This window comes from Stenotrophomonas maltophilia group sp. Smal17 (genome assembly GCF_030237045.1).
GTDB classification, from domain to species: Bacteria; Pseudomonadota; Gammaproteobacteria; order Xanthomonadales; family Xanthomonadaceae; genus Stenotrophomonas; species Stenotrophomonas forensis.
In genome coordinates this window covers 1-11,508 of sequence record NZ_JASJSU010000099.1, presented here as the reverse complement: position 1 = coordinate 11,508, position 11,508 = coordinate 1, and the positions used below count along the sequence as shown (strand labels likewise).

At 69.5% G+C, this 11,508-nt stretch carries 12 protein-coding genes; 6 read left to right on the top strand and 6 right to left on the bottom strand.

Annotated elements, in window-relative coordinates; genetic code table 11:
* Window positions 1-25 precede the first annotated feature (25 nt).
* Window positions 26-829, bottom strand: coding sequence for a TOBE domain-containing protein (locus QRO93_RS18520; protein WP_180881023.1), 804 nt, complete (start codon window positions 827-829; stop codon window positions 26-28).
* A 184-nt stretch (window positions 830-1,013) separates the two neighbouring features.
* On the opposite strand from QRO93_RS18520, the gene QRO93_RS18515 reads away from it, so the two are divergent.
* From QRO93_RS18515 to QRO93_RS18490, 6 genes are read left to right on the top strand one after another with little or no spacing between them, the layout of a single operon-like run.
* On the top strand, window positions 1,014-3,002 hold the full coding sequence (locus QRO93_RS18515) for a TonB-dependent siderophore receptor (protein WP_180881025.1): 1,989 nt from the start codon (window positions 1,014-1,016) through the stop codon (window positions 3,000-3,002).
* Window positions 3,003-3,004: 2 nt separating this feature from the next.
* On the top strand, window positions 3,005-3,547 hold the full coding sequence (locus tag QRO93_RS18510) for a DUF2478 domain-containing protein (RefSeq protein ID WP_053449931.1): 543 nt from the start codon (window positions 3,005-3,007) through the stop codon (window positions 3,545-3,547).
* Window positions 3,544-4,581 (top strand): ABC transporter substrate-binding protein, encoded by a 1,038-nt coding sequence (locus QRO93_RS18505; RefSeq protein WP_180881027.1) that lies wholly within the window; start codon window positions 3,544-3,546, stop codon window positions 4,579-4,581. The genes QRO93_RS18510 and QRO93_RS18505 overlap by 4 nt, the downstream gene beginning before the upstream one ends.
* 2 nt (window positions 4,582-4,583) lie before the next feature.
* Entirely contained in the window at window positions 4,584-5,597 is a 1,014-nt protein-coding gene (locus tag QRO93_RS18500; RefSeq protein ID WP_180881029.1) for an iron ABC transporter permease, read from the top strand.
* The gene (locus QRO93_RS18495; protein ID WP_053449934.1) at window positions 5,594-6,370 is read left to right on the top strand and encodes an ABC transporter ATP-binding protein; all 777 of its coding nucleotides are present in this window, start codon (window positions 5,594-5,596) and stop codon (window positions 6,368-6,370) included. Before QRO93_RS18500 ends, QRO93_RS18495 begins: the two co-directional genes overlap by 4 nt.
* A complete protein-coding gene (locus QRO93_RS18490; protein WP_053449935.1) occupies window positions 6,367-7,167 on the top strand; it encodes a class I SAM-dependent methyltransferase in 801 nt (266 codons plus the stop codon). Before QRO93_RS18495 ends, QRO93_RS18490 begins: the two co-directional genes overlap by 4 nt.
* A gap of 108 nt (window positions 7,168-7,275) precedes the next feature.
* On the opposite strand, the gene QRO93_RS18485 is transcribed toward QRO93_RS18490, so the two are convergent.
* From QRO93_RS18485 to QRO93_RS18465, 5 genes are read right to left on the bottom strand one after another with little or no spacing between them, the layout of a single operon-like run.
* On the bottom strand, window positions 7,276-7,944 hold the full coding sequence (locus tag QRO93_RS18485; protein ID WP_053449936.1) for a sulfate/molybdate ABC transporter ATP-binding protein: 669 nt from the start codon (window positions 7,942-7,944) through the stop codon (window positions 7,276-7,278).
* Window positions 7,934-8,617, bottom strand: a complete 684-nt coding sequence (modB, locus tag QRO93_RS18480; RefSeq protein WP_053449937.1) for a molybdate ABC transporter permease subunit — start codon at window positions 8,615-8,617, stop codon at window positions 7,934-7,936. Before modB ends, QRO93_RS18485 begins: the two co-directional genes overlap by 11 nt.
* Before the next feature lie 3 nt (window positions 8,618-8,620).
* Window positions 8,621-9,364 (bottom strand): molybdate ABC transporter substrate-binding protein, encoded by a 744-nt coding sequence (modA, locus tag QRO93_RS18475; RefSeq protein WP_180881033.1) that lies wholly within the window; start codon window positions 9,362-9,364, stop codon window positions 8,621-8,623.
* A 19-nt stretch (window positions 9,365-9,383) separates the two neighbouring features.
* Window positions 9,384-10,160 carry a helix-turn-helix domain-containing protein gene (locus QRO93_RS18470; protein ID WP_008265167.1) on the bottom strand — a complete coding sequence of 259 codons (777 nt, stop codon included), beginning with the start codon at window positions 10,158-10,160 and terminating at the stop codon, window positions 9,384-9,386.
* An 11-nt stretch (window positions 10,161-10,171) separates the two neighbouring features.
* Entirely contained in the window at window positions 10,172-11,386 is a 1,215-nt protein-coding gene (locus tag QRO93_RS18465; RefSeq protein WP_180881035.1) for a coproporphyrinogen III oxidase, read from the bottom strand.
* Window positions 11,387-11,508: the final 122 nt, after the last annotated feature.

Genomic DNA, 11,508 nt, shown 5'->3' with positions numbered 1-11,508 from the left:
GGGCCCGGCACTACCCAAACCCCTTCTACATCGGCACGCCGACGATCACGCTGGACGCCTTGAACAGCACCGTCGCCGCGCTGCCTTCGCGCAGCTCCAGCGCCGCGGTGCTGGTGCGCGTGATCACCGCCACCACATTGCAGCCGTGGCCGATGTCCACCACCACCTCATCGTTCACCGCGCCCTCGGTGAGCCGGTCCACCTTGCCACTGAACTGGTTGCGTGCCGAATAACGCCCCTCCCCCTGCGCGACGATCACCGACGAAGCTTTCACCAGCGCATAGGCCGGCACGCCCACCGCCAGCCCCAATGCCTCCACGCTGCCGTGGGTGATCGTGGCCACCAGCGCCAGCCCCGGCGCCACTTCAATCTGCACTTCGTCGTTGACCGCACCGGTGGCCAGCGCGCTGACCCGGCCATGGAACTGGTTGCGTGCACTGGTGATCATGCCGATTCTCCGGATCAGGGCCAGATCCTCGTCCAGCCCGGGGGTGGCCTGCAGCGACTGCAGGAAGGTGCGGTGCGCGCGCTCGACCTCTTCGAAGCGGGCGATCAGCTGGTGGCCGCGCACGGTCAGCTGCGCACCGCCTCCTCCACGTCCGCCTACACTGCGCACGACCAGCGGCTCGCCGGCGGCGGTGTTCATCGCATCCACCGCATCCCAGGCGTTCTTGTAGGTCATGCCCATGCGCTTGGCGGCCTGGCTGATCGAGCCGCAGGCATCGATCAACCCCAACAGCGCGAAGCGCCCGCGGCCCCCCACGCTCTGCCCGGCAATGCTCAGCCACAGGTTGCCCTGCAGTTCCAACGGTGGCCCGGCCTCGCTCATGGTGCTCGTTTTCCTGCGTTGCGCGCGAACGGCCAGTGTACGGCGTCGCTCCCCCTGCACCGGGCTTGATATCGATCAAGGTGGCCGCGCCGGCCGGCGCCGAGAATCCCCGGGTCGGTCATCAAGTTGACCCCTGCCAACCGTTATATCATCTTGGATATAACGAACCCGAGGACTCGCGAGGATGCGTACCTGTCGTTTCGTTCTACCCCTGTCTGCCCTGCTGCTGCCGCTGGCCGCCACCGCCGCCGCCGACACCGCCTCGCCGCCGCCGGTATTCACCCTGGGCACCGTCGACGTGCATGCCGAACGCGGCACCTCGCCCACCGTGGCCGAACGCAGCCTCGACGCCGAGCGCATCCAGCAGCTGGACCGCAACACGGTCGGTGATGCGGTCAGCGTGCTGCCGGGCGTCAGCCTGGCGCGAAACTCGCGCAACGAGGACATGGTCTACCTGCGCGGCTTCGATGCCCGCCAGGTGCCGGTGTTCCTCGACGGCATCCCGCTCTACGTGCCCTATGACGGCTACGTGGATTTCGGCCGCTTCACCACCTTCGACCTGGCCGAGATCCAGGTCGCCAGCGGCGCGGCCTCGCTGCTGTACGGGCCGAACATCCTGGGCGGTGCGATCAACCTGGTCAGCCGCCGTCCCGAGCGCCCGCTGGAAGGTGATGTGCGCCTGGGAATCGCCGACGGTGGCGAGCGCAAGGCGGCGGTCAATCTTGGCGGCAGGCGCGGCGACTGGTACTTCCAGCTGGGCGCATCGATCCTGAAGGCCGATGACTTCCCGCTGCCGAAGGGCTTCGTCGATTACAAGCGGGTGCCCACCGACACCGGCAAGGACCGCCGCAACGCCTCGCGCGACGACCGCCGCCTGTCGTTCAAGCTGGGCTATACCCCACGCGAGGGCGACGAGTACGCGATCGGCTACGCGCGCCAGGACGGCGAGAAGGACAACCCGGTCTACACCGGCACCGCGCGCAGCGGCATCCGCTACTGGCGCTGGCCGTGGTGGGACAAGGACAGCCTGTACTTCATCGGCAACACCCGCCTGGGCGAGCACACCACGCTGCGCACCCGCGTCTACCGCGATACCTATGGCAATGGCCTGGACGCCTATACCGATGGCACCTACCAGGTAGCGATGGACAACAGCAGCTTCCCCAGCATCTACGATGACCGCACCGTGGGCGGCTCGGTGACCCTGGCCACGACGGCGCTGCCGCGCCAGGAACTGCAGTTCGCGATCCACTACAAGGAAGACCAGCACAGCGAGCGCAATCCGCATTCGCCGACCAAGGACTTCCGTGATGTCACTACCTCGGTGGCGATCGAGGACCGCATCGCACTGACCGATACCTCGCACCTGCGCGTGGGGGTCGGCCATGACCGCCGCGACGCCAAGCGCGTGTACTTCTGGCCGACCGGCAGCGCTGATGCCACCAATGCGGTACTGGAGTACGTGCAGCAGTTGGCGCCGGACCAGCAGTGGTACGCCAGCGTGGCGCGGCGCACGCGCTTCCCGACCATCAAGGACCGCTACTCGGCGCGCATGGGCGCGGCCCTGCCGAACCCGGACCTGAAGCCCGAGCACGCCACCCACTTCGAAGTGGGCCTGCGTGGCCGCTGGTGGGAAGGCGGCCAGCTGCAGGCGTCCCTGTTCCAGAGCCGCATCGATGATCTGATCCAGAACGCGGTAGTGGCGTCGCGCGAGTGCGGCGGCAGCACCTGCAACCAGGCGCAGAACATCGGCAAGGCCCGCCACCAGGGTGTGGAACTGGGCCTGCGCCAGCGCATCGGCGACGACTGGGACCTGCAGGCCAGCTACACCTGGCTGCGCCGCACCAACCTGCAGGACCGCAACGTGGCCCTGCTCGACAGCCCACGCCAGCGGCTGTTCATGGCGGTAGGCTGGCAGCTGCTGCCGCAGTGGAAACTGCAGGCCACGCTGGACGCCGAACAGGGCCGCAAGGTCAGCTACGCCGACGCGGCGCGACCGGTACGTGCGCTGCCCGGCTACGGCATCACCGGCCTGAAGGCCAGCTGGAGCCCGCGCGAGGCCTGGGATTTCGACCTCGGCGTGCGCAACATCGGTGACAGATGGTACGAACTGGCCGACGGCTACCCGATGCCGGGGCGTACCTGGTTCGCCAATGCCAACTGGAGGTTCTGAGCATGACCGCGTCCTCGACACCGCGCATCGCGGCGATCGTGCATGACCACAGCGGCGAGCCCGATGGACTGCTGGCCGCCTTCGCCGCGCGCCAGCTGGCCGCCGGACACCGCGTGCGCGGGCTGGTGCACCTGCCGCACGAGCCCGCGGCCAACGGCGGCAAGCGCATGGCGCTGATGGACGTGACCGATCCCGCTTCACGCTACCCGATCAGCCAGGCGCTGGGCCCGGCCTCGTGTGGCTGCAACCTCGACCCGGGCGGCATCGCCGATGCCAGCGTGGTGCTGCGCCGGGCGCTGCAGGACCATGCCGAGCTGGCCATCGCCAACCGCTTCGGCACGCTGGAATCGGAAGGCGGCGGCATGGCCGATGAGCTGCTGGCGCTGATGCTGGCGGGCATCCCGCTGCTGACCGCGGTGAAGCTGCCCTACCTCGACGCATGGCGGCAGTTCACCGGCGGCATGGCCGTCGAGCTGCCGGCCGAGGACGCGGCACTGCAAGCCTGGTGGGATGCCTGCCGTACCGCACCGGACGCGGCCGCATGAGGCGGCGCGCCCTGCTGCAGGCGTTCGCGCTGGCGCCCCTGCTGGCCGCCGGTGCCGAGCTGCTGGCGATGCCGGCACAGCGTGTGCTGCGGCTGGGCGCACCCAAGGCCACACCCAGGCGCGTGTTTGCGGCCGGTCCACCGGCCGCGGTGCTGCTGGCTGCGGTGGCGCCCGAGCGCCTGCTCGGCTGGCCGATGAAGGTGTCGCCCGACGCGCTGGCGCAGCTGCCGGCGGTCGTGCGTGCATTGCCGGTGGTCGGCCGCCTGGCCGGGCGCGGCAGTACGGTCAGCCTCGAGCGCCTGCTCGCGATGCAGCCGGACCTGGTGCTGGATGCAGGAGATTTCGATGCCAGCTATCGCGACGCGGCCGAGCGGGTGTGGAAGCAGACCGCGATTCCCTTCGAGCTGATTGCCGGGCGCCTGCCTGATCATCCAGCGCAGCTGCGCCACGTCGGCAGGTTGCTTGGCGTGGCCGCACGCGGCGAAGCCTTGGCGCAGGCAGCCGAAGCGCAACTGGCGCTGGTCCGCGAGGTACTGGCGGCGCGTCCGGAGGCGGCGCGGCCCAGCGTTTACTACGGGCGCGGCAGCGATGGCCTGGAAAGCGGCCTTTCCGGCTCGATCAATACCGAAGTGATCGAGTTCTGTGGCGGGCGCAATGTGGCGGCCAGTGCCGGTGCCGGCGGCCTGGCCCGCGTCTCATTCGAACAACTGCTGGCCTGGGACCCGGACGTGATCCTGACCCAGGATGCTGGCTTCGCCGCTCATGCCGCACAGGATCCGCGCTGGCGTGCGCTGCGCGCCGTGCGGGACGCGCGGCTGTACTGCGCGCCGGTGCTGCCGTTCGGTTGGCTGGATGGCCCGCCCGGCATCAACCGCCTGCCTGGCCTGCCGTGGCTGTTGTCCAGGCTGCATCCCGGCGCGACGCCCTCGCTTGCACCTGCTGCCCTTCGCGGGCGCATCAGCGCGCTGCATCATCTGCTGTGGGGCCAGCCATTGCCCGCCGCGCTTGCACGCAGCCTGCAGGCGAACGCCTGAGCATGCGCACGCTTCCACGTTGGGCCTGGCATGCCGGTGGCTGGAGCCTGCTGCTGGCGATGCTGCTGCTGGCGTTCTCGGTCGGCCAGTTCCCGGTGCAACCGGCGGCGCTGCTGCACGCCATCGGCTGGCAGCTGTTCGGCATCGGTGATCCCCCCGCGCCTGCGGTGCAGGTGGCGCTCTGGCACATCCGCCTGCCGCGCGTGCTGGCCGCCGTCCTGATCGGCGCGGTGCTGTCCGCCGCTGGCGCGGCCTACCAGGCCATGTTCCGCAATCCGCTGGTGTCGCCGGACATCCTCGGCGTCTCCGCGGGCGCGGGCCTTGGCGCGTCGCTGGGCCTGTTCCTCGGCCTGCCGATGCTGCTGGTACAGGGCGTCGCCTTTGCCGGCGGGTTAGGCGCGGTCGGCCTGGTCTGCCTGGTGGCGGCGCTGGTGCGTCGTCATGACCCGGTGCTGGTGCTGGTGCTGGCCGGTGTTGCGGTGTCGGCGCTGCTCGGTGCCGGCATCTCGCTGTTGAAGCTGCTGGCTGATCCGTACACGCAGTTGCCGTCGATCACCTTCTGGCTGCTCGGTGGCCTGAACGCGGTGGTCATCGACGACCTCAAGGTCACCGCGCCATTGCTGCTGATCGGGCTGTTGCCGCTGGTGCTGCTGCGCTGGCGGGTGAACCTGCTCGGCCTCGGCGACGAGGAGGCCAGCGCGCTGGGCGTAGCGGTCACGCCGCTGCGCTGGACACTGATCGCCGCCGCCACGCTGTGCACGGCAGCAGCGGTGTCGCTGGCCGGCATCATCGGCTGGGTCGGGCTGGTGGTTCCGCACATCGCGCGGTTGCTGGTCGGCGCCGACTTCCGCCGCCTGTTGCCGGCCAGCCTGCTGCTCGGCGCCAGTTTCCTGCTCGCGGCCGATACGCTGGCGCGTACCCTGGCGCCGATCGAACTACCGCTCGGCATCCTCACCGCGTTTGTCGGCGTGCCCTGCTTCCTGCTGGTACTGGCGCGCAGCGAGCGTCGGCCATGAGCGGCAGCACACCGTTGCTGGAAGCGCGCGGACTGGTCATCGGCCATGCCGGCGTGGCACTGGGTGCGCCGTTCGCGTTGTCGGTACGCCCCGGTGAGGTGCTGTGCCTGCTGGGCCCGAACGGCTGTGGCAAGACCACCCTGTTCCGCACCCTGCTCGGCCTGCTGCCCGCCGTGCGCGGCCAGGTGGACCTGCAGGGAACGCCGCTGCGCGCGCATGACCGCGCTGCCATCGCTCGCCGCATCGGTTATGTCCCGCAGGCCTCACCCATGCCTTTCGCCTGGCGCGTGCGCGAGGTGGTGGCCATGGGCCGCGCCGCGCACCTGGGCCTGCTGGCCGCCCCCGGTCGTGCCGATGAAGCCATCGCCGGGGAGTGCCTGCGCGAACTGGGGTTGCATGCGCTCGCCGAACGCACGGTGACCACGCTCAGTGGCGGCGAGCGCCAGCTGGTGCTGATCGCGCGTGCGCTGGCCCAGCAGGCGCACCTGCTGGTGATGGACGAGCCCACCGCCAGCCTCGACTTCGGCAACCAGCTGCGCATCCTCGATACCGTGCGTCGCCTGGCCGACCGTGGCATCGGCGTGCTGCTGTCCACCCATCAACCGCAGCACGCGCTGCAGGTCGCCGACCGCATCGCACTGATGGCGGCGGGCAGCCTGCAGGCACTGGGCCCTGCGCGGGAGATCGCCACCCCCGAACGCCTCGCCACGCTGTATGGCGTCGATGCGGCACGCGTCGCTGCCGCCCTGCCCGCTTCTGGATCTTCCACATGAGTACACCGCTTCCCACCCCGATCGACCATGCCGCGCGCTATCGCCAGCACCTGCTGGCCTGTGGTTTCCAGGCCAAGCCGGCCAGTGCCTGGGATGCGCGCGCCGCGCAGACCAGCTGGAAGCGCCGCCACGACGACTACAGCGACGCCTTCCTGGCCCGGCTTGATCTGGGGGGTGTGGCCACGGTGTTGGATGTCGGCTGCGGGCCGGGCCTGCTGAGCCTGCCCATCGCTGCACAGGTGCAGCACGTGCATGCCCTGGACTACAGCAGCGGCATGCTCGACGGACTACGCGCCGCGATCGCACGCGACGGTGTCTCCAACATCACCCCGTGGCCGCTGTCGTGGACCGATGACTGGCACGCCGTGCCGTGCTGCGACCTTGCCATTGCCTCGCGTTCGCTGATGGTGCCGGACCTCGAGGCAGCGCTGCGCAGGCTGGACGCGCACGCACGTCAGCGCGCCTGCATCACCTTCGCCACCGGCCCGCGTGCCGGCGTGCCCGAGCTGGCCGAGCTGCTCGGCCGCGACTGGGTACCCATGCCCGACCACCGCTACCCGATCAACATGCTGCTGGACATGGGCCGCGAGCCGCAGGTGGATTACCTGCCCGAATCGGTGCGCGACGTCGCCCAGGATGCCGACGGCCTGGTGCGCCAGGCCGTGGAGCTGTTCGGTCCGCTGGATGCGGATGAAGAGGCGCGGGTGCGCGCGTGGCATGCACGCTCGCCGCAACACCGGTTCGGCATGGCGCCAACGCGGCGCTGGGCGTTCATCCAGTGGGCGACCAACGATTGACCCGGTAGAGCCGGCCGCTGGCCGGCTGCTCCGGATTCCATGATTGCCGGCCATCGGCCGGCACTACCATCAGATGCAACCAACCATCGCCAGTGCGCCCATCACGCGTCACTCGCCGACGATGCGGCCGTCCACCACGCGGGCCACCTGCTGGCCGAACACGGCCACGTCCCGCGGGTCATGGCTGATCAGCAGCAACGGGATGCCGGTCTTGTCCAGCACTGTCTCCAGTTCCTGGCGCAGGTGCTGGCGCAGGTCGTGGTCCAGCGCGGAAAACGGTTCGTCCAGCAGCAGCGCCTGCGGCTGGGTCACCAGGGCGCGCGCCAGGGCGGTGCGCTGGCGCTGGCCACCGGATATCTGCGATGGCAGCAGATCGCCCACCGTGTCGATGCGGAAAGCATGCAACCACTGCTCCACCGCATCGAAGCGCTGGCTGCTGCGTGGATTCAACCAGCCCTTCTGCAGCCCGAACGCCACGTTCTGGCGCACGCTCAGGTGCGGGAACAGCGCATAGTCCTGGAACACGTAGCCCAGCCGGCGACGCTGTGGCGGCAGGTCCACGCCGGTTGCGGCATCGAACAGGGTCTGTCCCTGCAGGCGCACATGGCCCTGGCCGGGCCGCAGCAGCCCGGCCACCGCCTTCAATGTCAGGCTCTTGCCCGCGCCGGAGGGCCCAAACAGCACCACCTGCCGCTGCGAGCACTGCAGCGACACGTCCAACACGAAATCCTGTCCGGCCGCCTGCAGCCGCCGCTGCACCTGCAGGTCAAGCCACATCACGCAGCTCCCGGCGGCGTCCGCCGACCAGCCGCGCGGCCAGCAGCAGGATCACGATGCACACCACCGAGGTCAGGATCACCAGCGCATTGGCCTTGCCATCCTGCCCGGCCTGCACCGCCTCGTAGATGGCGATCGACAGCGTCTGCGTGCGGCCCGGAATGCTGCCGGCCACCATCAGCGTGGCGCCAAACTCGCCCATCGCGCGCGCAAAGGCCAGCAGCAGGCCGGCAAGGATGCCACGCCAGGCCAACGGCAGCGTGACCCGGAAGAACACCGCCGCTTCGGACACGCCGAGCGTGCGCGCGGCCTGCTCCAGTTGCCCGTCCACGCCCTCGAACGCCGCGCGTGCCGGCTTGAACACCAGCGGCAGCGAGGCCACCGCCGCCGCGATCACCGCGGCCTGCCAGGTGAACACCAGGTTGATGCCGAACCAAGACTGCAGCCACGCGCCGATCGGGCCCTTGCGGCCGATCAGCACCAGCAGGTAATAGCCGAGCACCGTCGGTGGCAGCACCATCGGCAGGGTCAGCAGTGAATCCAGCAGCTCACGGCCCGGAAAGCGCCGACGCGCCAGCAGCGCGCCCAGCGCCACGCCCAGCACCAGGTTGATCGCGGTGGCCCAACCGGCCACCTTCAGCGACAACCCCAGTGCGCTCCAGTCGAGATCCATGCCTCAGGGCTTGCCGAATCCGTGTTTGGCCAGGATCGCCTGGCCCTGCGCCGAGCGCACGAACGCCGTGAAGCGCTTGGCCTCGGCCGGCTGCGCGCTGGCCTTGGTCACCGCCAGCGGATAGGCAATGCGCCCCGACACCGGCACTGCGAAGGCACGACGGACACGGTCAGGCATGGCCTGCGCATCGGTCGCATAGACGAAACCGGCGTCCACTTCACCACGCGCCACGTAATCCAGCGACTGGCGCACGTTCTGCGTGGTGATGGTCTTGCCCTGCACCGACGGCCACAGGCCCGCCGCTTCCAGCGCGCCCCTGGCATAGCGGCCGACCGGCACACTGTCCGGGTTGCCCAGCGCAATGCGCTGCACGCCGGTACCGGCCAGGTCCTTCAAACTGCGCGGCGCGGCCTTGGCCTGCGGCGGCACCACCACCCACAGCGCATTCACCGCGAACACCTCGCGCGTGCCCGCGGCCAGCAGGTCCTGCTGCTGGGCCTGGTCCATGGTGGTTTCATCGGCGGAGGCGAACACGTCCACCGGCGCGCCGCGGCTGATCTGCTGCAGCAGCACGCCCGAGGCGGCGAAGTTGAAATCGACCTTGGTTCCCGGGTGTGCCTTCTCGTAGGCGGCGCCCAGTTCACGGAAGCTCTCGGTCAGGCTCGATGCCGCCGACACCGTCAGGTCGGCCGCCCAGGCCGGCACCGTGGCCAGCAGTCCCAGCAACAACAGTCCCGCTCGTTTCATGGTCGGCTCCCGGCCTGGTTCAGTTCGGATCGGATTCGTCAGCCACCGCCAGCGCCGCCAGGCGCTCGGGCTGCAAGAGCAGGATCTCGCGCTGCTTCACCGCGATGATCCCATCATCGCTCAGGCGGCGCAGCACGCGGCTGGCGGTTTCCGGCGCCATCCGCAGGTAGTTGGCGATCTCGGTCCGCGCCATGGTCAGGTTGAAGCGCGTGGCCGAGAATCCGCGCCGTGCATAACGTTCGGACATGTCCAGCAGGAACGCGGCCATGCGCTCCTCGGTGCGGTGGTTGGCCGCCAGCGTGGCGACCTTGCCGATCTCCGCACTGAGCAGGCTGAACAGCTTGGCCTGCAGCCCAGGCATGCGCGTGGCCAGCAGGCTCAACTTGGGGAACGAGATGCGGCACAGGTGCACGGTATCCAGCGCCACCGCATTGCAGGGGAAGCGCGAACCATGGATCGCGTTCAGGCCGATCACCTCGCCTGGCAGGCTGAAGCCCAGCACCTGTTCATTGCCCTGGCTGTCATCGACGAAGGTCTTGACCATGCCCGCGCGCACCGCCGCGATCGAATCGAACGATTCGCCGGCACGGAAGATGTAGTCACCGGCATGGAACGGACCGACATGGTCGACCAGCACATGCAGGTCACCCAGCGCGGTCTTGTCATACCCCTGCGACATGCAGGCATCGGAGAACGCACAGGTGCTGCAGAAATGCAGAGCGTCGCCGTCGTCGGCAGCAGCGGGATTCGGTGTCGCCTGGCGAAGGCGGCCATGCGAGGGCGGATTCGGAGACATCGAGGCAAGACTCAAGCGATGGCGGCCGCCGGCCGGAAGCATGCAGCCATCATACGCCACAGCAGGCGACCTTCTTCGGCCAGGCGCAGCACGCGTGCGTCCCACTCCGCCCAGCCGCGAGCGAGCAGTGGCGACAGGGCCGGCAGCTGTGCGGCGAAGCACTCCTCGAACGGTTCATCGTTGCGCCATTCGAAGGCGGCGGCATCGAGGGCATGGTCGCAGGCAATGCTCTGCGCCACCTCGGCCGCCAGCCGCTCGTCTTCAGACAGGATCAGGCCGGCGGACACGCCGATGTGCCCGGCCTGCAGCCGGGCGCGCCATTGATCCCATTCGTCCTCCAGCCGGTAGAACACCTCGCCGATCTGGCTGCAGGCAGACAGGCCGAGGCCAATGAAATCGCTGCGGTCACGGCGCGGCACGCCCGCCTGGTCGCAGTGGCGCTGGCCATCGCCAGGCCCGTGCGGGTTCGGCAGGTCACCGCGTTGATAGTGATCGCCGCCGATCGCCTCGTAGCCCGCTGCGCGCAGCAGGCGCCAGGCCTGCAGCCAGTTCGCGGCGGACGGATGCTGCGGCAACGCGCACGGTGCCGGCAGCAGCACGCGCTCGGGCGCTTCGGCCAGCACCTCATGCAGGCGTTCGATGAAGCCTGCATCCTCGCAGGCTGGCACCCGCAACTGGTAGTAACGCGCGGTGAAGCCCACCTGCCGCGCCTGCGCCAGCAGGGTCGGCCCCGGCGCGTCAGCCCGGTCGATCACGTTCAGGCGGGTGCACCCCAGCGCACGTAGTTGTGCCGGTGACAACGCGCTGCCTGCATCCAGCCGCACCTCCACCTGGGGTCGTGCCACGGTGCGCAGATGCTGCGGCACCGCGTCCAGCAGCTGGCCCAGCTGCGGCGGTGGCAGCGTTTCGGCCAGCCCCAGCTGCAGGACCATGGCGACCACCTCGCGGTCCTCGGCCAGTGCATCGGCCTGCAACCGCAACGCCTGCAGTAGTGTCTCCAGATAGGCCTGCGGCGATACCTCGCGTCCGCCGCGGCCGGCCTGGAAACCCAGGGTCAGGCCGCGCGGGATCAGGTGCTCGTTGCTGGCGCGCACCGCGGCGCGCCATCCACTTTCGCCGAAGCCGGTGCTGAACTGGTCAGCCGGCGGGAACAGCACATGCCGGGGTTGCCGCAGCAATGCCGCCTGCAGCGCGGTGTCCTCACTCTGATCAACGTGGAAGCTCATGGCAGACATCTTCGGGCGTCCCTCCTCGCGTTGCCCTGATTGAAATCAAGCGCGACGCATCCGCGGATTCATGCCGGCCAGCGGCCGGCACTACCCTTTCACCGCTACCCGGTAGTGGGGGG